The following is a 21,001-nucleotide window of genomic DNA, read 5'->3' on the forward strand; positions in this document are numbered from 1 at the left end:
GGGCTCCGTGACGGGGGCTCGTGAAAGACCGGCCCCCGTTTCCCATCCGTCAGTGTGAGGGCCCATGCAAACCAAACGGACCGTATTTCCCAACAAGCTTTTGCCTTACCTGCTCATCGCTCCCCAAATTTTCGTGACCGTGGTATTTTTCCTTTGGCCTGCGGGAACTGCATTCTGGCAATCTTTCCTGCGTCAGGACGCTTTCGGTTTCAAAACGACCTTCGTCTGGTTTGAAAACTACCGTCGGCTCTTTGCCGATCCGATCTACATCAATGCCTTCGGCCACACGCTCATCTTCGCCATACTCGTGACGGTCCTATCAACGTCGATTGCGCTGCTCCTGGCTGCAGCGGCAATGCGCGTGTTGCGCACCTCTCGAATCTATTCGACCTTGCTCATTTGGCCCTATGCCGTCGCCCCCGCGATCGCCGGCATTCTTTGGTGGTTCATGTTCAATCCGTCGATCGGCATCGTCGCCTATATGTTGCGGGCAATGGGAATCAATTGGAATCATCTGATCAATCCCGACGATGCCATGGTCCTGATCGTGATCGCGGCGACGTGGAAGCAGATTTCCTATAATTTCTTGTTCTTCTTGGCTGCGCTGCAATCCGTCCCACGCTCGCTTCAGGAAGCCGGGGCCATCGACGGAGCCGGTCCGATGAAGCGTTTCTGGACGATCGTGTTCCCGCTGATCTCACCGACGACTTTCTATCTGATCGTCATCAATATCGTCTACGCGATGTTCGACACCTTCGGCATCGTTCATGCAACCACCCAAGGCGGACCGGCGCGCGCGACGGAAATCCTTGTCTACAAAGTCTATTTCGACGGGTTTATCGGGCTGAATTTGGGCTCGTCGGCGGCACAGTCGGTCATTCTCATGGTGATCGTCGTCGCTCTGACGGCCGTCCAATTCCGTTTTATCGAACGCCGCGTACAATATTGAGGAATTCCAAGGATGGTTGAGAATCGCCCCTTCCTAAATTTCCTGGCGCACCTTGTCCTCATCATTGGCGTGACGATCGTGGTGTTTCCGGTCTACGTGGCTTTCATTGCATCAAGCCATGGCCCAAACGACTTCTTGTCAGGCGTCGTGCCGCTGACACCAGGTGGCCACATCATCGAGAACTATTCGACGATGCTCTCATCCGGGATGACGAGCTCCGGGGCGCCGCCGATCGGGCCGATGATGATCAACTCGTTGATCATGGCGGTTGGCGTCGCCGTCGGCAAGATCGTCATCTCGATCCTTTCGGCCTTTGCCATCGTCTATTTCCGGTTTCCGTTCCGGACCCTGGCATTCTGGATGATCTTCATCACCCTGATGTTGCCGGTCGAGGTGCGTATCGTGCCGACCTACAAAGTCGTCGCCGATCTTGGAATGCTGAACAATTACAGCGGCCTCATCATCCCGCTGATCGCCTCGGCAACGGCAACCTTCCTGTTTCGTCAGTTCTTTCTGACCGTCCCTGACGAACTGATGGAGGCCGCCCGCGTCGATGGAGCGGGACCGATGAAGTTCTTCTGGGATATTCTGCTGCCGTTGTCGATCACCAATATCGCGGCGCTCTTCATCATCCTCTTCGTACTCGGCTGGAACCAGTATCTCTGGCCGCTCATCATAACGACCGACCAGAGCTTCTACACAGTCGTGATGGGAATCCAGCGCATGGCAGCGGTTGCCGATGCCGAGCCCCGCTGGAACCTCGTGATGGCAGCGGTCATTCTCGCCGCCCTGCCACCCGTCCTCGTCATCGTCGCCATGCAACGCCTTTTTGTCAAAGGCCTGGTCGAAACGGAGAAATGAAATGGCAACGATCAACATCATCGACGTCAAGAAGAATTATGGTACCGTTCCAGCTGTCAAAGGCATCAACCTATCCGTTGCAGACGGCGAACTCATCGTCCTCGTCGGCCCCTCGGGCTGTGGCAAATCCACCCTGCTTCGCATGATTGCCGGGTTGGAAACGATCAGCGAAGGCCAGGTCGAGATTGCGGGCCGCAATGTCAATAAGGCAGAGCCGGCCGATCGCGATATCGCCATGGTCTTTCAAAACTATGCGCTTTATCCGCATATGACGGTACGCGGAAATCTCGAATATGGTTTGAAAAATCGCGGCACCGAACGGGCCGAAATCAACCGTCGTGTGGCGGAAGCCGCCGAGATCCTCGAAATCGGACCGATGTTGGATCGTAAACCTCGCGAACTCTCCGGCGGGCAGCGCCAGCGGGTTGCGATGGGGCGCGCCATCGTTCGCGAGCCGGCCGCCTTCCTGTTCGATGAGCCGCTGTCCAATCTCGATGCCAAATTGCGCGTGCAGATGCGAGTTGAAATTCGTCGGCTGCAACGGCGTCTCAAGACGACCAGCATCTACGTCACCCATGACCAACTTGAAGCGATGACCCTCGCAGACCGATTGGTCGTCATGAACGGCGGACTTGTCGAACAGGTCGGAACGCCAGTGGCAGTCTACGACCGTCCGGCAAGCTTGTTTGTCGCAGGCTTCATCGGCTCGCCGCCGATGAATCTGGTACCGATCGACGTCCTCAGGGCGGCCGACGGCGCTGGGACCCTGGCATTGCCTGCCGGTACCGACATGGTCGGGCTCCGCCCGGACGCGTTACTTGTTGCCAGGCCGGCAGAGCCTTCCGTCCGTCTCAACGCAACCGTCGAGTTGCTCGAGCCAATCGGGGGAGAAAGCCATCTGCATGTGCGATTGGGGGGGGGCCAGCAGACGGTTGTCCTGACCGTACCGGGTCGTCCGGACTTTGCCGAGAATGCGAATATCGACATCTTTGCACGTGTTGACGCGATGCACCCTTTTAATAGCGATACGGGAAAACGCACAGATTGACTCCAGTTTATTATTTCTCCATCCAACCTTCGAAGAAGACGAAAGAGATGAGACGATGACGACCGTAGAGTCGCGATCCGGGCCGAGACGCGGTGAAGTTCAGGCACATCGAGGCGCCTCTGCCGTCGCGCCTGAAAATACGATTGTTGCCTTCCGAGCGGCCGCGGACCAGGGCGCGGAATGGGTCGAACTCGACGTTGCACTTCTTGCCGACGGTACGCCGGTCGTGATCCACGACGTTTCCATCGACCGCTGTTCCTCGTCAAAGGGAAATCTGGCCAACCTCAACGCGTCGGATCTCGCGAGAATCGACGCTGGCTCGTGGTTCAGCCCAAAATTCAAAGGCGAACCGCTGCCGACGCTGGCCCGTGTCGTTTCCGCCTTGGGCGAACTCGGTCTCAATGCCAACGTCGAGATCAAGCAGCATGCTCATCACAAATCACTCGACCAGTTGGTCAAAGTCGTTGATGAACATTTGAAGGGGCGGCCGGCGCACACCAAGATCATGATCTCGAGCTTTGATGCCGCTGCGCTGAAGGGAATGCACGAAGTCGATCCAAGCTACGAGCTCGCCATGCTGTGGAGCAACCTGCCCGCGGATTGGTTGGATATCCTTCGGTCAATTCCCGCAAAGACCATCCATCTCGACTACAAGGCTCTGAGTATCGGGTTTCTCGAGGAGGCCGTGCGTCGCGGCATCGCGGTGCGGGCATGGACTTGCAATGATCCCAAGCTGCTCGCGTCTTTCTGGGAGGTGGGTTTGACTGGGGTGATAACAGACGACCCCAGTGTCTACCTCACGTAAGGAGCGGCGATGGGGCAGCGGATCATATCGAGCCGACAACGTGAGATCCTTGCGCTGATCGAAACGGACGGTGTTCAGTACATCGAGGAACTGGCACGTCGGTACGATCTGACGACGCAGACGATCCGTCGCGATATCAATGCATTGTGCGATCTCGGGCACGCGCGCCGCTTCCACGGTGGCGTCGACCTGCCGGTCGAGGGCAGCAACATCTCGCTCAACGCTCGCGCCCAGCTCAACCGAAGGGCCAAGCGGCTTATCGCCAAGCGCGTCGCCGCCGACATAGGGGGCGACGCGACAGTGTTCCTCGGGATCGGCAGCACGGTTCGGTTCGTTGCCGAGGCGCTGCGTGATCACCAGGGCCTGACGGTGATTACCAACAACATCCACGTCGCCTTGAGCCTTTGCGATGCACCGAGTGTCGAGGTGCATTTGACGGGCGGCCTTTTGCGTCACGACGATCGCGACGTGGTGGGCACGGATGTGATCAGGTTCGTCGAAAAATTCTATGCGACTTACGCCGTCGTCGGCGCAGGCGCTCTAAGCCCGCTCAACGGTCTGATGGATTTCAGCTATAGCGAAGCCCAAATCACCAATGCCCTCCTTGAGAATTCACAAACGCAGATTCTGGCTGCAGACGTCAGCAAGTGGACGCGAAACGCTTCCGTGCGTGTGGCGCCATTCAGCAAACTCACCCGCTTTTATACGGATCGGCTGCCTGGCGAAGCGGCCGCCACCAATGCCCTCTCCGAGAGCGGCTTGGACGTGGTGACATGCAGCGAGGATATGGCATGAGCTATGTAGACCTTGCGCCATCAGCTCGTGAGTTACGGGACGTGCGCTACCTGTTCACCGACATCGACGATACCCTGACCACCGAAGGCAAGCTACTTCCGCAAACCTACCAAGCTCTCTGGGATCTCAGCCGGGCAGGCATTGCCGTCGTGCCGGTTACGGGCGGCTCCGCCGGTTGGTGCGAACACATCGTTCGTGCCTGGCCGGTGGCCGCGGTCGTCGGCGAAAGCGGCGCATATTGTGTCACCCGTAGGGACGGCGCAGTCGTCTTCGACTATTGGGAAGATGCCACCCTGCAGGCTGAGCGCCAACGCCTGCATCTCCAGTCAGTGAAAGAGCTGGTTTCGCGAAGGGGCAAGACGTTCAGAATTGCCCACGATCAGGTCTTCCGGCTGGCGGACGTCGCGATCGATATCCAGGGTTACGACCCGCATGAGGTCGAGGATCTCGCGTCCAGCATAAAAGCCATTGGCGGAACGGTTGCGATCAGCTCCATTCACATCAACACGTGGATCGGCAATTACGACAAGCGGTCGATGAGCGAACGCGTCTTAACCGAGATATTCGGTATCGACCCGGCTGAAACTCCCGCCGTTACCGCCTTCGTCGGCGACTCTCGAAACGATGCCCCGATGTTCGGCTTTATCCGCAACTCCTTCGGCGTCAACAATATCATTCCCGTCCTTCCGCAATTGCAGTACGCACCGAAGTGGGTCTCGTTGCAGCCCGCCGGCCTTGGTTTTGCTGATATTGCGAGAACGATCTTGCAAGCAGCAGCCGCAGGTGAATGAACGACGATCGACTTCGTGTCATGGCGGGGTGACGGCTCTAGAGAAATAATTCCGCGAAATCATACTGCGCAGCCGTGGCCACCAGCCGTCAGCTTTTGACCGAGCCGGCGGTCATGCCTGCCAGGAAATAGCGTTGGGCAACCAGGTAGAGTACCAGAAGGGGCAGGGAACCAAGCACGCTCATCGCCATCATCTCGTTCCATTCGAAGGCGTGCTGGCCCATCAGAAGCTGGATACCGATCGGAACGGTTCTGAGATCCATCGATTTCGTCAGCGTTAGCGCGAAGAGGAATTCGTTCCAGGCCAGCAGAAACGTGTAGACCGCCGTGGCGACGATCCCGGGGATGGAGACCGGAACGATGACGCGCCAGAGCGCCGTCCAGCTCGAGCCGCCGTCGACAAGGACGGCCTCGTCCAGCTCTTTCGGCAAGGTATTGAGATAGCCTGTCATTAGCAGGATGGCATAAGGCAGCGTGAAGACCATGTAGGTCAGGATCAGCGCCAGATAGGTATCGAAGATCCTGAAGGCGACCACCATGCCGAAATAGGGGATGAGAAGGGTGATCGGCGGAACGGTCTGGGTGCTGATGATGAAGATGTTCAAAGTGTTCTTGAAGCGGAACTGATAGCGGCTGAATCCGTAGGCGGTCAGGATGGCGATAACCAGGGTCAGGCAGGTGACGACGCCGGCGACGAAGTAGCTGTTGATGAAGAAGCGCACTTTCACCGGATCGTTGAAGATCGTCAGATAGGCGGCCACCGTAAAGTCATCCGGCAGCAGCCGCGGCGGAAGGGCGAAGATTTCCGTATTCGATTTCAGCGAACTGAAAAACATCCAGACGATCGGGAAGGTCGAAAAGACCAGGCCGATCGCCAGGCCGAGATAGGTCAGGATGGTCGGCAATGCCGAGCTTTTGAAGGAACGCTTTGCCATGGCGGTCACCTGCGCTGCTGGTGTTTGATGTAGAAGTAGGTGACGCTCATCGAAATGATGAGGATGATCATCGCGCTCGCCGAAGCCAGGGAAAACTCATACTGGGAGAAGGCGAGCTTGTAGGTGAAAGTCGAGAGCACTTCCGTCGAATAGATCGGACCGCCGCCCGTCGTCATCCATACGAGTGGAAAAACCTGCATCGTCCAGATGAAGTCGAGAAGCGCGATGCTGATGATGATCGGCATCAATTGCGGAATGGTGATGTACCAGAATTTTTCGAGTTCGTTGGCACCGTCGATACCGGCTGCCTCGTAAAGCTCCTTCGAAATGCCCTGGAGGCCGGCGAGCAGGCTGACCATGTAGAGCGGGTAACCCGCCCAGATGTTTGCGAAGGTCAATGCATGAATGGCGGTGCGCGTCGAAGAGAACCACTCGACCTTGAAGTTGATGATATGGAGCGCCATCAGCACGCTGTTGACGACGCCGTTCGGATCGAGCAGCAGGCGCCAGATGATGGCGATGATGACGGCGGTGAACAGCCAGGGCAGGATGAAGAGCACGCGCAGGATGCTGCGAATGAGCGGATCGACGCGGTTGGTGTTCAACAGCAGCGCGAAGGCCAGGCCGATGATGAAATGGAAGACGACGCTCATGATGGTAAAATAAAGCGTCTGGGCGACCGACTGCCAGAAGACCGGATTCTCGAAGATGGTCAGGTAGTTCTGGACGCCTGCGAACGCCGCATCCTTTTTCATGATGGCGCCGTCCATCAGCGAATATTTGAAGACCATCACCATCGGGAACAGCATCAGCAGAACAAGCAGCAGAGTGGCGGGCGACACGTAGAAATACGGCACCAGCTTCCTCAAGGTGCTGTAACGAAGCCATCCTTTTCTTGGCGCTTTGGCGTGCGCAGCGACCAGAGCCGGAGCGGAATGATTCATGAGCTGTGAGTTCCCATTCTGCCGAGATTTGACGACTTGCACCGGCAGCGCAATCTGGCGCTGCCGGTGATTCGTGAAAGCGACGTGCTTTAGAACTTCGCGAGCCAGGCCTTCTGGGTATTGGAAGCCGCGTCCTTGGCCGACTGCCCGCCGTCGAACATCTTCTGAACTTCGACGTTCATGTCGCGCATCAGCTCTTCGGCAACCGGAAGACCGACGAATTCATTGGCAGGATAGCCGCTCTGGAAGATTTTGAAAGCTTCGGCGAAGATCGGGTCCGATGCCACAAAATCCGGCTTGGCGTGGACATTGCCGGGGAAGGCGTTGGCAATCGAAACCAGACGGCCGTTGACGTCTGGGCTCATCAGATATTCCACAAGCTTCCAGGCTTCTTCCTTGTGCTGGCTGCCTTCGCTGATACCGATGCCCCAGGAGGCATAAGGCATGCCGCGCTTGCCGGTGTAGCCGTCAGTGGCCGGCAAGGCGGAGATGCCGAAGTTGAGCTTCGGATTGCGCTCGCGGATGAGGTTCACGTGGGCGAGCGAGTCGACCATCATGCCGACGCGGCCGTTGACGAATTCCTCGACCTTGTCCTGTTCCTTCTTGGCGAAAATGCCGGGCGAAATAACGCCTTCCTTGTTGAGGGACGCGATATAATCGAGCGTGCCGACGACAGCGTCATTTTCGAGATCCGGCTTGCCGTCCTTCAGCATCGAGGCGCCCGAGGCCCAGACCCAGGACATGACGTCGTTCTGGATTCCGCTCGGCGACTGCAGCGACAGCGGCAGGACCCAGCCATACTGGTTCTTCGGCGCATCGGTCATCTTCTTCGCGGCTTCAGCGAATTCCGTGCGTGTGGTCGGCAACTTGTCGACGCCGGATGCCTTGGCGATATCGAGGTTGACGAAGACGGGATAGACGAAGGAAGCGAGCGGGAACATCACGCTCTTGCCATCGACCTTGACGATATCGGTGATCTGGCTCTTGTCGTACTTCGCCTTGTCCATCAGTTCGTCCATGGAGGCGATTGCGCCCTGCTTGGCCAGCCCGTTTACCCAGGCGCCATCCAGGCCCACCACGTCGCTCAGCGTTCCGGAGGCGGCGCCGACGACGATCTGGTCACGCGTCGTGGCATAGGGGCCGCTGACCAGCGTCACCTTGATGCCGGGGTTGGCGGCCTCGAAATCGTTCATGATGCCGCGCAGCGCCCCGGACGGCATTTCGGGTTCCCACCATTGTATGAATTCGATGGTGGTGTCGGCAAACGCCGATGTGGCGCAGAGCGCCCATACCGCCACGGCAGCCCGCATCGTCACGCTGAATTTTCTGATATTCATGTGTGCCTCCCATAGATTTTCAGTTAATCGATCCTCCTCAAGATCGTAGGCAAAGTAGGTTCCCTGAGGCGCCTATCTGTCAATGAAGAACTGCGATCGAGAAAAGATGGGAGGCCCGTATTCATGGCGAGTTCGCACACAACTAATTGAAATATAATAACAAAATTATTCGTTATCGTCCGAATTTTTTCGGAGCATTTGTGTTGCTTGTGACGCTTTTTTTCTTTACTTTCGTAAACAAATGAAAGTTTGCCCAACAAAACGAAAAGCGGAGACGCCCGCCGTCCTCACCGCAAATTTTCGAATTCGGGGCCTGAAACAAGCGTTTTTGCAACCATGCGGCGCGAGCACCTGACGTCGCAAGAGAGGAGAATATTTCGTTTTTCGAAAGAGAGCCGGGTCCGCAGCGAAAAGTCATGCCGGCCTGCCCGTTGATTTTCCCCGATTCCGGAAAACGAAGACCACCCTGTACAAATTGCCGAATGCGTGTGATGCGACATCATTTTCGATTCAGCGCACCGTCGCGCCGCCGATTAAGGAACTGAATGGCCAAGAAAAGTTATAAATCGATGGACGATTTTGCGGCCGCCTCCGGCGTATCGCGTCCGACGCTGTCGAAATATTTCGATGATCCCTCGCAGATCAAGGAAGTGACCCGCAAGCGTATCGAGGCGGCTCTCAAGAAGTCGAACTTCGAGCCGAATCTTTTCGCGCGGCATCTCAATCGCAAGCGGACCAGGAATATCGGGATTCTGGTCCCGACCATGTCGGATCCCTTTTATGTGCAGGTCGTGTCGCTGATCGAGCTGGAGTTGCGCGAAAGGGGATTCTGGCCTGTCCAGATCTCCTCGCACACGCGGCCGGAGCTGGAGGCGGAGGCCGTGCGGACCTTGCTCTCGCTGAAGGTCGCGGGTGCGATCGTGGCGCCGCTGGGCGCCGGTTCGCGGCGTTCCGCGCTGGAAAGACTAAAGGATGCAATCCCCGTCGTTTGCTTCGACAATCCTGCCAGCGGTGACCTTCCCTATGTCGGCAACGACAACGCGCAAAGCATGGCAGCCATTGTGCAATATCTCTGCCGATCCGGTGAGCCGCCGATCTTCCTGGAAATTCCGCATATGACCGAAAATGCCGGCGAGCGGCAGGCGGGCTACCGCGCGACCATGGCGAGGGAAGGGCATTCCCCGCTCGTCATCGATTGCGACGCGCCGCCTTCCTGGGAGTTCGAGCGTCTCGGATACGAGCAGATGCAGAGGATGCTTGCGAATGGCGGACTTCCCGGCAAAACGCTCCTCTGCGCCAACGACCGGTTCGCCTTCGGCGCGATGGCGGCGGCATTCGCCTCGGGACTGAAAATCGGCCGGAACGAGGCTTGCGACGTGCGCATCGCCGGGCACGACGACCACCCGCTGAGCCGATATACCTGCCCGTCGCTGACGACGATGGCCCAGAACGCATCCGAGATCGCCGCGAAATCCGTGGAGCTTTTGCTCGCGCATATCGAGAGCGAGGATGACGGAACGACCCCCGCCACGAACAAGGTGATCCTTGAGGCAACGCTTGTCATGCGCGACTCGGCTTGAGATCCGGTCGGCTTGAGATCCGGCGAGGGTTACGGCCTCAGCGGGTAAGCGCGGGGTCCATGGTGCGCCACGCCATTGCAATGGCCTCAAGCGCCTCTTGCGCCTCCGGAATGGCCCGTCTCTTCGATACGAAGCCATGGATCTGTCCGGGCCAGGTCCGGCTTGTGGCCTGCGCTTCCCGGCTGAGCCGCTCGGCATAGCCTGCCCCTTCGTCGACCAGCACGTCGTGTCCGGCAAGGATCACGAAGGCCGGCGCCACACCGGCCAACGACATCGCGCTGAGCGGCGAAGCCCGCCAGTCCGACCTGCTCGCGGCTTCCGGCAGATAGTGGTCCCGGAACCATTTCATCGCCGCTGCCGTCAGGCCGAAACCCTCTGCGTAACGTGAGTAGCTGTCTGCGGCCTGCAACTGGTCGGTCACCGGATAGATCAGCACCTGGCCGATGACGGCCGGCACCTGTCCGTCCCGCGCCAGGAGGGCAACGACGGCGGCCAGATTGCCGCCGGCGCTATCGCCGCCGACGATAATGCGCGAGGGATCAATACCGAGTGCATCGGCCTGCTCCGTCATCCAAACAAGTGTGGCAGCGCAATCGTCGATCGCGGCCGGAAACGGATGTTCCGGTGCCAGGCGATAATCGGGTGAAACCACGACGGCGCCTGCCATATTGGCAAGCGTCCGGCAGATATCCTCATGGGTTTCCGGCGCGCCGATCACAAAGCCGCCACCATGGAGATAAAGCAGGGCCGGCGCCCCTTGGCGCGGCGCTGCTTGGCCGCGCCATATCTTCACCCTGATGGCGCCCACACGTCTTTCCAACATCTCTGCCACCTCTTCGAGTGGCCACTGGATGCCTGCGAAACTGTCCAGATATTGCTGCCGCGCCTGCGCCGGCGTGCAGCTTTCCACCGCCGTTTCCGGATCGCCAGGCCATGCCAGGGCGCGTTTGGCGGATTCGTCCAGTTGCGTCATGCGAGCAAGCTCCTTGCTTCGTCTTCCCGCAATTCTTTCGGCTGCGCGACGATACCCGCAATGGTCTGCGCGACGCCGGTTTCACCCGCACGCAGGATCGCTTCCATGACTTCGAGCACATGCAGGGCGAGATCGCCCGAAGCGCGTGGCGTGCGGCCTTCGATGATTGCGCGCGCGAGATCGGCAAGGCCAAGCATGCGGTAGTTGGCGCGATCAGGCGCGGCGATCGGCCAGTTGACGGCCCCGAAGAGTTCGCCTGATGTATCCGTTTCCTGCCAGGGAGCGCCACGGCTGGAGAGCGCGACGGAGCCGCCGAAATTGTCGGGGTCGGGCAGGCGCAGCGAGCCTTCGGTACCGTGGAGCTCGATCGGGTGGTTGGAGTGGCGGAAGACGTCCCAGGAGGTGCCGAAGGTGACGGTGGCGCCGCAATCGAATTCCAGCAGCGACAGCACGCTGGTCGGCGTGCCGACCTTGAACGTGGTGCCCTGTTTCGGCCCCTCGGCGGTGATGAGCCGTTCTTCCTGCCCGCTTGTGGCGACCGCCTGCACACGGCGGATCGGCCCCATGAGATTGACCATCATCGTCAGATAGTAAGGCCCCATATCCATGACCGGGCCGGCGCCGGCCTGGTAGTAAAAGCTGGGATCGGGATGCCAGTGCTCCATGCCGCGCCCCATCATGAAGGCCGTTCCCGTCACCGGCTTGCCGATGGCGCCGGCTTCCATCTGCCGCCGGGCATGGCGTCCGGCTGCCCCCAGGAACGTGTCCGGCGCCGAGCCGAGCATAAGGCCCTTGGTGGCGGCCGCATCCACCAGCCGGCGTCCTTCCGCGGCCGTGACGCCGAGCGGCTTCTCGGTGAAGACATGCTTGCCTGCCGACAGCGCCCGCATCGAAACGTCGAAATGCGCAGCCGGGATCGTCAGATTGAGGATGAGGTCGATGTCCTTGTCGTCAATGAGGCTATCGACGTCGGCCGCGCGCAGATTGAATTCCGCCGCGCGGCGCTTGGCGGCGTCGGCGTTAAGATCTGCACAGGCAATGATTTCGACGCCGCGGAACAGCGGCGCGTTGCGCATATAGGCGAGCGAAATGTTGCCGCATCCCACAACGCCGATCCTGAGTTTCATGCCATTGGTCTGTGTCATCGAGGAACCTGATTTTGCCGTTGCGGCTGCGGAGAGTTGAGGGTGCGTTACGTTTTAAGCGCAGGGAATAAATTATATTGACGCACGGTAACATTTGACCGTACGTAATGACAAGACACTGGGGTCGCAATCTCCGAAGAAGAGCCGCCCTTCCGGTTTTCGATCCGCACTCCCTGCGGAAGGGCTTTCGGCCGGCGAGGCGAAATGCCCCGAGGACTTCGGTATCGGCTGCTATCAACAAATAGGTCAGGACCAAGATATGAAAAATGCTGAGCTGCAGATCGGCTGCCAGACATTCACCTGGGAGATGCTCGGCGCAGGCTGGAGCGGCGGCCCGGACGATCTGGTGCGCGCCGTCGCCGATGGCGGATATACCGGCATCGAAATCACCGACACGATGATCGGTCACTACGCGCTCAATCCTGCCGATTTTGCCCGTACTCTGACAGACGCCGGTTTGACGCTGGTTTCCTTTGCCTTCGGCTCCGCCAGCGGCTTCACGGTGGCGGAAAAGATTGCCTCCGATCTCGACACGGCGCGGCGATGGGTCGATTTCGCGGCGAACTTTCCCGGTGCGATGGTCTCGATGGGATCGGCGACGGTCGTTTCGGATGGCCCGCGCGATGAGAAGTTCGCCATTGCGGCCGAGTGCTACAATCGTGCGACCGAGATTGGGCAGTCGGCCGGTGTCGCCGTTGCCGTCCATCCTTCCTCGCACCACAACACGCTCCTCTTCACCCGCGAGGACTATGACCGCCTGTTTGCTCTCTTGGATTCGCGCGTGGGCTGGGTGCCTGATACCGGCCATATCCTGCGTGGCGGCCAGCAGATCGGCGATACGCTGGCGGCCTACCGGGAGCGTATCCGCTACGTGCATCTGAAGGATGTCGACGCCGGTGGCGTCTGGGCGATGCTGGGCGACGGCGTCTGCGACGTGCCTGCCGTGATTTCGGCCGTTCGGGATGCGCCGAAGTTTACCGGCTGGATCGTGGTCGAGGAAGAATCGGACCACGCCGGAACCGATCCCGCCGCGGCGGTTCGCGTGAACCGCGAGACGCTTCGACGTCTCGGATTTTAGCCGGCCTCGTTTTCCCCGCTGTCGGCCTGAACCGTCGATCGGAGCCCAAGTCTCTGCTGGCGTTCTTACGCAGCGAAGAGGTGGACGGCAGGTCACGCGTAGCGGACCTCCACGCCGAGCTTGTCCAGCCGGTGGCGGATGCTGTGCGGCATGTTGCTGTCGGTGATGATCAGATCGACACGCGACAGCGAGAAGGCTTTCGAGGAGGCGCCGATGTCGAATTTGCTCGAATCCGCCACGAGGACGACACGCCGGGCCATGCGAACCAGGTTGCGCTTGGTCCGGGCGATGTCCTCGGAGACGTCGACGACATCGAAGGCCTGATCGATCGCGTGGGCACCGACAAAGGCCTGGTGGGCGACGAGGCCGCCGACCGCCTTGTCGGAGTCCGAAACGATCGTGCTCACGGTGCTCGGAAACACGCGGCCACCGATCATGTGCACGTCGAGCCCCGGCCGGTACATCAGATGTTGTGCGATGTTCATCGCCGTCGTCGCAACCACGACGTTGTTGACCGGCGGCATCTGCATGGCCACCTGCAGCAGCGTCGAGCCGCTGTCGAAGACGATCGACTGGTTGTCGATGATCTGTCGCGCAGCCATCTGGGCGATACGCCGTTTCGCATCGAAATTGCGCTGCATGCGTTCCTCGAAGGCCGCCGCCGGCGAGTCGGACGGCAGGGCGATCGCGCCGCCATGCGTTTTGATCAGCTGCTTCTTCGCGTCCATGATTTCGAGATCGGAGCGGATCGTCACTTCCGAGACCTCGAAGAATTCAGCCAGCTGGCGGGTGCGTGCCTGACCCACCCGCTGAAGTTCCAGCATGATCTGCTGCCGCCTCTGTTCTGCAAGCATATGTGATCCCGACTGTCGCTTTTTGCGACTATCTGACTTTTGAAAAACGAAAGCATGAGCTCTCAGCTCACGGCTTCTGCTGCAAAACTAGCCGTTGAACGACGAAAATGCACGTCAAAAATTCCCTCGCCACGTAAAAACGAAAGAAATCGAAATATTGAATGTTTGTTTGTTTTCGAGTTAGGTTCTCCAACAATTGAAAAACCAGCCATCACAAAGGGAAGTCTCGCCATGGGTCTCGGAACCAAAGTCCGCCTCGCACGCCTGTTCTCGAACCCCTCGGGTCATTTGTTCGGAGGCGCCGTCGATCATTTTGTCGGTTATGGCAATGTGCGTGAGGGCGGGCTTGCCGACCTGCCGGGCGCGCTCCGGCGCGTCATGGCGGGGGGGCCGGACTACATCAGCATCCAGCCTGGTGCGGCGCGTCACCTCTGGTCGGAATATGCCGGAAAGGCAGCGCTCGTCATTCAGGGCGGTTGCTTCACCGCCGACGACCGCATTCGCCAGCTCATTGCCACCCCGGAGGATGCCGTGCGCTATGGTGCGGACGCTCTGGCGGTCGCCATTCCCGTGCGCGGCGCCACCGAAGGAGAGTATATCCGCTGGCTCACCGATACGGTCAACGCCGCCGCCCGTTTCGAGATGCCGGTCGTCGCCCATGTCTATCCCCGTGATTTCTCCGACGGCGGCAAGATCGTGTTCACGCCGGATGAGATTGCCTATGCGGTGCGCATCGGCTTCGAGGCCGGCGTCGACGTGATCAAGGTCGGCTATACCGGCGATTTCGAGTCCTTCAGGGAGACCGTTGCGACCTGCCCGATTCCGGTGGTGATCGCCGGCGGCCCGAAGACCGATACGCTGCTCGGAGCGCTCGTCCAGACTTCCGAAGCGTTGCGCGCTGGCGCCAAAGGCGCGGTTGTCGGTCGCAACCTTTGGGGTCATGGCGATACGACCATGGCCGCGCGCGCCTTCAAGCTCGTCATTCATAAGGGGATGGCGCCGGAGGAGGCGCTGGCGGCGGCCGGTGCTTGAGGCGTGTCGCGCCCTTTCCAGGTTCTGGGCTTCGGCGCCCTGGCAATCGATGACATCATCTATGTCGATCGGGGGCTGACGGCCGGCAAGGGGAAGGTGACGAAACGCGCCACCGACCATGGCGGCAACGTGGCGACGGCCCTTGTTGCCGTCGCCCGGCTGGGCGGGCGCGCCGGCTTCATCGGCTGGCTCGGCGATAAGCCCGCGACTGATGTGGCCGGCAGCGAACTCGAGCGTGACGGCGTCGACATATCGCTGGCTCCCCGCCATGCGGATGCCGCTCCGATCCGCTCCGTGATCACGGTCGGTCCCGACGGCGACCGGTTCATTGCCTATGACGACGATGTGCTGCACGGCACGTCGGATGCGCTGCCCGACGATGTTCTGCTGCAGGCCCCGGTGCTGCTGATCGACGGTTATGCCACGCACTCGGAAAGCGTCGTGGCCCGCGCACGTGCCTTGGGCCTAGCCGTGATTGCCGATATCGAATGGACGGTCGGTGCCACGACGGATCGGATATTGGCTTTCGCTGACCATCTGGTGCTGCCGCTCGCCTTCGGGCAGGAATATACCGGCAAGCGTGATCCGACGATGATCCTGGACAAGCTCTGGTCTGCGGATCGGTCCGCTGTTGTCCTCACTGATGGCGAACGGGGGACCTACCTCCGCCAGAGTGGCGATGCCGTCCGGTGGCATGTGCCGGCTTATCCAGTACAAGCGGTCGATACCACAGGCGCCGGGGACTGTTTTCACGGGGCCTACGCTCTTGCCCTCGCGGAAGGGAAAAGCCCGCTGGATTGCGTTGCCTATGCTACGGCGGCTGCCGCCATTTCCGTGACCGCACGGGGAGGGCGCCGGGGCCTGCCGGACAACCGGACATGCCTGGCATGGATGGCGGCGGAGAATGCGCCGGTGCCGCTCGCTTTGCCCCAATGCCGGGAATGAGCGCGGGGTGCCTGATGTCGACGCTGGCCGATCGGTCGAGTGAAACCTCTCTGGTGGATAATTGATCGCACGGCGAGATCTCAACACCTGCAGCACGGCCATAAAAATTACGCGCGATAAAAAATAAAATCTCGCAACTAAACATCATAAATAGATATATTTTTCAGATATATATACCGAATTATCGGCACTTTCTGGCGAGTCATACCTCGATTCTTTTGTTGACTTTGAGGCGCAGTCCTGAGCCTTCTTGTCGAAAGGATCGGAGACGGCGGGGAGCGCCGTCTGAAGATGTGATCCGACTGGTACGGGAGGACGAGACGTGGCCGTGGTTGTACTGGACAAAATCTGCAAGACCTATGGCAACAGCTACCATGCGATCAAGGATCTGAGCCTGACGATCCATGACGGCGAGTTTCTGATCCTGGTCGGTCCGTCCGGATGCGGAAAATCGACTGCGCTGCGCATGATTGCCGGGCTCGAGGAAATCAGCAGCGGAACCCTGAGCATCGGCGGCCAGGACGTGGTGGATCTCGCGCCCAAGGACCGGGACATTGCCATGGTCTTTCAAAGCTATGCGCTTTACCCGCACATGACCGTGTTCGACAACATCGCTTTCTCGATGAAGCTGGCCGGAAAGAGCAAGGCCGAACGCACCAAGCGCGTGCATGAGATCGCCAAGATCCTGCAGCTGGAAGCCTTGTTGGGCAACAAGCCCGCACAGCTTTCCGGCGGCCAGCGCCAGCGTGTTGCGATGGGCCGCGCCATGGTCCGCGAGCCGGCGGCATTCCTCATGGACGAACCGCTCTCGAACCTCGATGCGAAGCTGCGCGTGCAGATGCGGGCGGAGATCGCCAGCCTGCAGCGACAGCTGGGCGTGACGACGATCTACGTGACGCATGACCAGACCGAAGCGCTGACCATGGGCGATCGGGTCGCGGTGCTGAAGGGCGGCGTGCTTCAGCAGGTGGATACGCCCAAGGCTTTGTATCACCGCCCGGTCAACGCCTTTGTCGCCGGTTTTATCGGCTCGCCATCGATGAACCTGTTCGAGGGGCGTCTGGAAGGCCGGCGAATTCATCTGCCGGGCTTCTCCATTCCCTTGACCGACGGCGCCTTCGAACGCGCGCCCGGTCTTTCCGCCTTCGAGGGAAATTCCGTGATCTTTGGAGTCAGGCCTGAGGATCTCTATGACAGCCGGTTGCCGTCCGGTGCTTCGTATCCGACGATCCCGGTGGTCGTGAAGTCGATCGAGGAGCTCGGCTCCGAGCTGATCGTGCATTTGAAGATCGACGCGGTCCGGATCGACTCGGGCGATCCCGATGCCGTCGAAGACCTGAGCGGGGCGGCCAACGCCGTCGCGCGGTTCGAAGCGGTCAGTGCGGTCGAGACAGGTCAATCGATCGATCTGGCAATCGACCCGGCGAAACTACACTTTTTCCATCCTCAAACGCATATGGCGCTCTGAAGTGACGAGCGAAAGAAGGGCTCATCGATGCCAGCAAAACAGGAACGACGTCTCCGCATCGGCGTATTGGGAGCGGGCCAGATTGCCCAGGCCGCGCACTTCGAGAGCTGCACCAAGGCGGCCAATGCCGACCTCTATGCGATTTGCGACGTTGCCGAGGATCTCCGCGAACGTATGGCAATCACCCACGGAGCGGAAAAAACCTATGACGACTACGACAGGATGCTGGCCGATCCCGACCTCGATGCCGTGATCATCGCCACCGCCGATGCGTTTCACGTCCCGGCCTCCATTCGCGCTCTTCAGGCGGGCAAGCATGTCCTGTGCGAGAAACCCGTCGGTGTCACCATTGAGGAATGCCTTGAACTGAAGGCCGCTGTCGAGACGTCCGGAAAGGTGTTTCAGGTCGGGCACATGAAGCGTTTCGACGCGGGGCTCCAGGCTGCCAAATCCTTCATCCGCGATGAAATGGGCGAGATGGTCGCTCTGAAAGCCTGGTATTGCGACAGCACGCACCGCTATCCGATGACCGATGCGGTCCAGCCCCTGATCGTCACCAGCGCCAATGCGAAAAAGCCCTCGGCCAATCCGAAAGCCGACCTGCGGCGCTACTACATGCTTGCGCACGGCTGCCATCTGATCGACACCGCACGTTATTTCGCCGGCGACATCGTTTCCGTCAACGCGCGCCTGTCCGAGCGCGCGGGCATCTGGTGCTGGTTCGTGGACGTGGAATTTGCCTCCGGCACGCTCGGCCATCTCGATCTCACCGTCCAGGTGCGCATGGACTGGCACGAAGGCTTCCAGATCTATGGCCGAAATGGCAGCATTTTGGGCAAGACTTATAACCCATGGTACTACAAGAGCAGCGAGGTGGACATTTTCCGCGAAGCGGACGGCGCCACTCATCGCGTTCTCGGCGCCGACGGCCATTTCTACCGCCGCCAGGTCGAAGGCTTCGCCCGCACCATTCTGGACGGCGCGGTGATGGAAGGCGCTGACATCGATGATGGCGTGGCATCCGTACGAGCCATGGTCGCCGTCGCGCGTTCGGCCGAAAGCGGCAAGGCGGTTGCGCTGGCTGACGTCACGGGCGGCGTGTGATGAAGCTCGGGATCTTCGCAAAGACCTTCGAGGGAACGGAGCCCTTGACCGTTTTGAATTCGGTCGCTGCGGCCGGGTTCACCTGCACCCAATACAATATGGCCTGTTCTGGCCTTCCGCCGATGCCGGAGATCATCACGCAAGCCCAGGCCCGCTCGGTCGCCGACGCTGCGCTGAGCAGCGGCGTCGAGATCGTTGCCGTTTCCGGCACCTTCAACATGATCCATCCGGATCCCGCCGTACGCGAGGCCGGCCTTCGCAATCTGGCGACATTGGCCGAGCGTTGCGCCGGCATGTCGACCGACCTGATTACGCTCTGCACCGGCACGCGCGACCCCATCGACCAGTGGAAGGCCCACGCCGACAACGACACGCCGGAGGCGTGGCGGGATCTCCTCGAAGCCATGGAGACGGCCATCGAGATTGCCGAGCGCTATGATGTGGACCTCGGCATCGAGCCCGAGCTTGCCAATGTCGTCAACTCGGCTGAGAAAGCCGATCGGCTGATCACGGCACTGACGAGCCCCCGCATCAAGATCGTGCTCGATCCGGCCAATCTCTTCGAGGTCGCGACGCTGGATGAGCAGCGGCGCATCGTGTCTTCCGCCATCGACCTCCTGGCCGATCGGATCGTCATGGCGCATGCGAAAGACCGCAATCCTGACGGTCGTTTCGCGACCGCCGGCAAGGGTGTCCTCGACTATGGGCATTATCTCGGCCGTCTCAAGGCGATCGGTTTTGACGGCAGTCTCGTCACGCATGGTCTTTCGGCCTCGGAGGCGGCCGGTGTGGCGGCCTTCCTGAAGAATAGCCTCGACGGTAATTCTGCGGAGGCAGGAAGATGAGACGAGGTCAACCGTTCGAAACCAGCGACGGGACCATTCTCAATGTGGATACGGCGGGCGAGGGCGTGTCCGTCATCTTCCAGCATGGCCTATGCGGAGATGCGGCGCAGACCGATGAGGTCTTTCCGCCCGACATGGGTTTCCGCCGGGTGACGATCGAAGCGCGCGGCCACGGCCAGTCCCAAGCCGGCAATCCGGAGCAAATGTCGATCGCGACCTTCTGCGATGATATCGCCGCCTATATCGAGAAAAACCTCGCATGGCCGGTCGTGATCGGCGGCATCTCGATGGGGGCTGCGATCGCCTTGCGGCTCGCAGTCAAACGGCCCGATCTTGTCAAGGCTCTGATCATTGCAAGGCCGGCCTGGCTGACGGCGTCGGCGCCGGAGAATATGGCGCCCAATGCTGAAGTCGGGCGGCTTGTGAAAACTCTGCCGCCGGGCGAGGCAAAGGCCGCATTCCTGGCCGGGCCGGTGGGCCTGCGGCTCGCCGCCGAGGCGCCGGACAATCTGGCCTCGCTTGCCGGTTTTTTCTCCCGCACGCCTTTGGATGTGACCGCCGAACTGCTCACCAGGATCTCAAATGACGGTCCTGATGTGACCGAAGAGGAAGTCCGCGGTCTCACTACGCCGACGCTCGTCATCGGCCATGAGCGGGACAGCATTCATCCTCTCGCCTATGCGCGCGCGCTTGCCGAGCGGATTGCCGGCGCGCGCTTCGCGCAGATCACCCCGAAGACTGAGAGCCGTCCGCAATATGTCGCGGACTTCCGGCTTGCCATGAGCAATTATCTGAAGGAGCTCTGAAACAATGACGACCCCCTCCAGGACCTGGATCGAAGACCTTCCGAAGGATCGCCTGATCGCGGAATTCTCCGTCTGGTCGGCCGATCTCGTGCATTTGGCGGATGATCTCGCGCGTGTCGATCCTCACGTCGACATTCTGCATATCGATGTCGCCGATGGCCATTTCGCGCCGGCCATGTTGTTTTTCCCCGACCTCGTTGCCGGGGTGCGCAAAGTCTCCGCGCGCCCGATCCATGTTCACCTGATGGTCGCCGACAGCATCATCCTGTCGCAGATCGAGCAATTCGCCGATGCGGGCAGCGACCTGATCAGTCTTCACGTTGAAAATGAAAGCGTCGCCGACCAGGCTCTCGATCTTCTCGACCGTCGCGGTGTCGCAGCCGGCATGGTTCTCAAGGTAGATACCCCCGTCGAGCGGGTCGAAAGATATGTTTCCCGGCTGAGTTTCGTGACATTGCTCGGCACGGCGATCGGCGTGAAGGGCCAGGGCCTCGACGAAAAGGCCGGCGCCCGGCTGCAACAGGCCAAGCAGATCATCGCCGGCTGCGGTGCGGCGCATCGGATCGTGCTTGCGGCCGACGGCGGTATTCGCGAGCACACCGTGCCTCTCCTGCGCCAGTCAGGTGCGGAGACGGTCGTTCTCGGCTCCCTGGCTTTCAATGCGCCATCGCTCGACGAGCGTATGGCATGGCTCCGCGCACTCTAAC

At 60.1% G+C, this 21,001-nt stretch carries 21 protein-coding genes; 15 read left to right on the top strand and 6 right to left on the bottom strand.

The window, feature by feature from the left end:
* The first annotated feature begins 64 nt into the window (after positions 1-64).
* The 6 genes from ugpA to ACMUVN_RS21815 are packed head-to-tail and all read left to right on the top strand — an operon-like array spanning position 65 to position 5,249.
* Positions 65-949 carry a sn-glycerol-3-phosphate ABC transporter permease UgpA gene (gene ugpA, locus ACMUVN_RS21790; RefSeq protein WP_048338469.1) on the top strand — a complete coding sequence of 295 codons (885 nt, stop codon included), beginning with the start codon at positions 65-67 and terminating at the stop codon, positions 947-949.
* A 12-nt stretch (positions 950-961) separates the two neighbouring features.
* Positions 962-1,810 (top strand): sn-glycerol-3-phosphate ABC transporter permease UgpE, encoded by an 849-nt coding sequence (gene ugpE, locus ACMUVN_RS21795; protein ID WP_132575464.1) that lies wholly within the window; start codon positions 962-964, stop codon positions 1,808-1,810.
* A gap of 1 nt (position 1,811) precedes the next feature.
* Complete coding sequence (locus tag ACMUVN_RS21800; RefSeq protein ID WP_047619035.1) at positions 1,812-2,858, top strand: sn-glycerol-3-phosphate import ATP-binding protein UgpC; 1,047 nt, start codon at positions 1,812-1,814, stop codon at positions 2,856-2,858.
* A gap of 55 nt (positions 2,859-2,913) precedes the next feature.
* Positions 2,914-3,663, top strand: coding sequence for a glycerophosphoryl diester phosphodiesterase (locus ACMUVN_RS21805; RefSeq protein WP_414815443.1), 750 nt, complete (start codon positions 2,914-2,916; stop codon positions 3,661-3,663).
* A gap of 9 nt (positions 3,664-3,672) precedes the next feature.
* Positions 3,673-4,458, top strand: coding sequence for a DeoR/GlpR family DNA-binding transcription regulator (locus ACMUVN_RS21810; protein ID WP_183906010.1), 786 nt, complete (start codon positions 3,673-3,675; stop codon positions 4,456-4,458).
* A complete protein-coding gene (locus tag ACMUVN_RS21815) occupies positions 4,455-5,249 on the top strand; it encodes an HAD-IIB family hydrolase (protein WP_414815444.1) in 795 nt (264 codons plus the stop codon). Before ACMUVN_RS21810 ends, ACMUVN_RS21815 begins: the two co-directional genes overlap by 4 nt.
* Positions 5,250-5,337: 88 nt before the next feature.
* Here ACMUVN_RS21815 and ACMUVN_RS21820 read toward each other — a convergent pair whose 3' ends face one another.
* The 3 genes from ACMUVN_RS21820 to ACMUVN_RS21830 form a co-directional block, all read right to left on the bottom strand.
* Positions 5,338-6,183: a carbohydrate ABC transporter permease gene (locus ACMUVN_RS21820; protein ID WP_028758670.1), complete on the bottom strand. Its 846-nt coding sequence runs from the start codon at positions 6,181-6,183 to the stop codon at positions 5,338-5,340.
* Between the two features lie 5 nt (positions 6,184-6,188).
* On the bottom strand, positions 6,189-7,127 hold the full coding sequence (locus tag ACMUVN_RS21825; protein WP_028758669.1) for a carbohydrate ABC transporter permease: 939 nt from the start codon (positions 7,125-7,127) through the stop codon (positions 6,189-6,191).
* Between the two features lie 89 nt (positions 7,128-7,216).
* Positions 7,217-8,464 carry an ABC transporter substrate-binding protein gene (locus tag ACMUVN_RS21830; RefSeq protein WP_063473714.1) on the bottom strand — a complete coding sequence of 416 codons (1,248 nt, stop codon included), beginning with the start codon at positions 8,462-8,464 and terminating at the stop codon, positions 7,217-7,219.
* A gap of 545 nt (positions 8,465-9,009) precedes the next feature.
* Between ACMUVN_RS21830 and ACMUVN_RS21835 the strand changes: the two genes are divergently transcribed.
* Positions 9,010-10,044 carry a LacI family DNA-binding transcriptional regulator gene (locus ACMUVN_RS21835; RefSeq protein WP_414815445.1) on the top strand — a complete coding sequence of 345 codons (1,035 nt, stop codon included), beginning with the start codon at positions 9,010-9,012 and terminating at the stop codon, positions 10,042-10,044.
* 37 nt (positions 10,045-10,081) lie between these two features.
* Here ACMUVN_RS21835 and ACMUVN_RS21840 read toward each other — a convergent pair whose 3' ends face one another.
* A complete protein-coding gene (locus tag ACMUVN_RS21840; protein WP_047619017.1) occupies positions 10,082-11,017 on the bottom strand; it encodes an alpha/beta hydrolase in 936 nt (311 codons plus the stop codon).
* Complete coding sequence (locus tag ACMUVN_RS21845) at positions 11,014-12,162, bottom strand: Gfo/Idh/MocA family protein (protein WP_097543799.1); 1,149 nt, start codon at positions 12,160-12,162, stop codon at positions 11,014-11,016. The genes ACMUVN_RS21840 and ACMUVN_RS21845 overlap by 4 nt, the downstream gene beginning before the upstream one ends.
* 259 nt (positions 12,163-12,421) lie before the next feature.
* On the opposite strand from ACMUVN_RS21845, the gene ACMUVN_RS21850 reads away from it, so the two are divergent.
* Positions 12,422-13,240 carry a sugar phosphate isomerase/epimerase family protein gene (locus ACMUVN_RS21850; RefSeq protein WP_063473713.1) on the top strand — a complete coding sequence of 273 codons (819 nt, stop codon included), beginning with the start codon at positions 12,422-12,424 and terminating at the stop codon, positions 13,238-13,240.
* A gap of 92 nt (positions 13,241-13,332) precedes the next feature.
* Here the strand turns inward: ACMUVN_RS21850 and ACMUVN_RS21855 are convergent, their stop codons facing one another.
* The gene (locus ACMUVN_RS21855; protein ID WP_028758619.1) at positions 13,333-14,094 is read right to left on the bottom strand and encodes a DeoR/GlpR family DNA-binding transcription regulator; all 762 of its coding nucleotides are present in this window, start codon (positions 14,092-14,094) and stop codon (positions 13,333-13,335) included.
* Between the two features lie 231 nt (positions 14,095-14,325).
* Here ACMUVN_RS21855 and ACMUVN_RS21860 point away from each other — a divergent pair, with 231 nt between their 5' ends.
* The 7 genes from ACMUVN_RS21860 to ACMUVN_RS21890 all read left to right on the top strand — a co-directional run bounded on the left by ACMUVN_RS21860 (position 14,326) and on the right by ACMUVN_RS21890 (position 21,000).
* Positions 14,326-15,126 (top strand): class I fructose-bisphosphate aldolase, encoded by an 801-nt coding sequence (locus ACMUVN_RS21860; protein WP_047619009.1) that lies wholly within the window; start codon positions 14,326-14,328, stop codon positions 15,124-15,126.
* Positions 15,127-15,129: 3 nt separating this feature from the next.
* On the top strand, positions 15,130-16,071 hold the full coding sequence (locus ACMUVN_RS21865) for a PfkB family carbohydrate kinase (protein WP_132575457.1): 942 nt from the start codon (positions 15,130-15,132) through the stop codon (positions 16,069-16,071).
* A 322-nt stretch (positions 16,072-16,393) separates the two neighbouring features.
* On the top strand, positions 16,394-17,539 hold the full coding sequence (locus ACMUVN_RS21870; RefSeq protein WP_063473711.1) for an ABC transporter ATP-binding protein: 1,146 nt from the start codon (positions 16,394-16,396) through the stop codon (positions 17,537-17,539).
* 27 nt (positions 17,540-17,566) lie between these two features.
* The gene (locus tag ACMUVN_RS21875; protein WP_097596094.1) at positions 17,567-18,643 is read left to right on the top strand and encodes a Gfo/Idh/MocA family protein; all 1,077 of its coding nucleotides are present in this window, start codon (positions 17,567-17,569) and stop codon (positions 18,641-18,643) included.
* On the top strand, positions 18,643-19,488 hold the full coding sequence (locus tag ACMUVN_RS21880) for a sugar phosphate isomerase/epimerase family protein (protein WP_063473709.1): 846 nt from the start codon (positions 18,643-18,645) through the stop codon (positions 19,486-19,488). The genes ACMUVN_RS21875 and ACMUVN_RS21880 overlap by 1 nt, the downstream gene beginning before the upstream one ends.
* Complete coding sequence (locus ACMUVN_RS21885; RefSeq protein WP_097543801.1) at positions 19,485-20,294, top strand: alpha/beta fold hydrolase; 810 nt, start codon at positions 19,485-19,487, stop codon at positions 20,292-20,294. The genes ACMUVN_RS21880 and ACMUVN_RS21885 overlap by 4 nt, the downstream gene beginning before the upstream one ends.
* Positions 20,295-20,298: 4 nt before the next feature.
* The gene (locus ACMUVN_RS21890; RefSeq protein WP_097596093.1) at positions 20,299-21,000 is read left to right on the top strand and encodes a ribulose-phosphate 3-epimerase; all 702 of its coding nucleotides are present in this window, start codon (positions 20,299-20,301) and stop codon (positions 20,998-21,000) included.
* Position 21,001 lies beyond the last annotated feature (1 nt).

The organism is Rhizobium sp. IY2 (assembly GCF_047532935.1).
Taxonomy (GTDB): Bacteria; Pseudomonadota; Alphaproteobacteria; order Rhizobiales; family Rhizobiaceae; genus Rhizobium; species Rhizobium anhuiense.

Coding starts and splice junctions, on each gene's coding strand:
- ugpA (WP_048338469.1), top strand. CDS start 65: ATGCAAACCAAACGGACCGTATTTCCCAACAAGCTTTTGCCTTACCTG.
- ugpE (WP_132575464.1), top strand. CDS start 962: ATGGTTGAGAATCGCCCCTTCCTAAATTTCCTGGCGCACCTTGTCCTC.
- ACMUVN_RS21800 (WP_047619035.1), top strand. CDS start 1,812: ATGGCAACGATCAACATCATCGACGTCAAGAAGAATTATGGTACCGTT.
- ACMUVN_RS21805 (WP_414815443.1), top strand. CDS start 2,914: ATGACGACCGTAGAGTCGCGATCCGGGCCGAGACGCGGTGAAGTTCAG.
- ACMUVN_RS21810 (WP_183906010.1), top strand. CDS start 3,673: ATGGGGCAGCGGATCATATCGAGCCGACAACGTGAGATCCTTGCGCTG.
- ACMUVN_RS21815 (WP_414815444.1), top strand. CDS start 4,455: ATGAGCTATGTAGACCTTGCGCCATCAGCTCGTGAGTTACGGGACGTG.
- ACMUVN_RS21820 (WP_028758670.1), bottom strand. CDS start 6,183: ATGGCAAAGCGTTCCTTCAAAAGCTCGGCATTGCCGACCATCCTGACC.
- ACMUVN_RS21825 (WP_028758669.1), bottom strand. CDS start 7,127: ATGAATCATTCCGCTCCGGCTCTGGTCGCTGCGCACGCCAAAGCGCCA.
- ACMUVN_RS21830 (WP_063473714.1), bottom strand. CDS start 8,464: ATGAATATCAGAAAATTCAGCGTGACGATGCGGGCTGCCGTGGCGGTA.
- ACMUVN_RS21835 (WP_414815445.1), top strand. CDS start 9,010: ATGGCCAAGAAAAGTTATAAATCGATGGACGATTTTGCGGCCGCCTCC.
- ACMUVN_RS21840 (WP_047619017.1), bottom strand. CDS start 11,017: ATGACGCAACTGGACGAATCCGCCAAACGCGCCCTGGCATGGCCTGGC.
- ACMUVN_RS21845 (WP_097543799.1), bottom strand. CDS start 12,162: ATGACACAGACCAATGGCATGAAACTCAGGATCGGCGTTGTGGGATGC.
- ACMUVN_RS21850 (WP_063473713.1), top strand. CDS start 12,422: ATGAAAAATGCTGAGCTGCAGATCGGCTGCCAGACATTCACCTGGGAG.
- ACMUVN_RS21855 (WP_028758619.1), bottom strand. CDS start 14,094: ATGCTTGCAGAACAGAGGCGGCAGCAGATCATGCTGGAACTTCAGCGG.
- ACMUVN_RS21860 (WP_047619009.1), top strand. CDS start 14,326: ATGGGTCTCGGAACCAAAGTCCGCCTCGCACGCCTGTTCTCGAACCCC.
- ACMUVN_RS21875 (WP_097596094.1), top strand. CDS start 17,567: ATGCCAGCAAAACAGGAACGACGTCTCCGCATCGGCGTATTGGGAGCG.
- ACMUVN_RS21880 (WP_063473709.1), top strand. CDS start 18,643: ATGAAGCTCGGGATCTTCGCAAAGACCTTCGAGGGAACGGAGCCCTTG.
- ACMUVN_RS21885 (WP_097543801.1), top strand. CDS start 19,485: ATGAGACGAGGTCAACCGTTCGAAACCAGCGACGGGACCATTCTCAAT.
- ACMUVN_RS21890 (WP_097596093.1), top strand. CDS start 20,299: ATGACGACCCCCTCCAGGACCTGGATCGAAGACCTTCCGAAGGATCGC.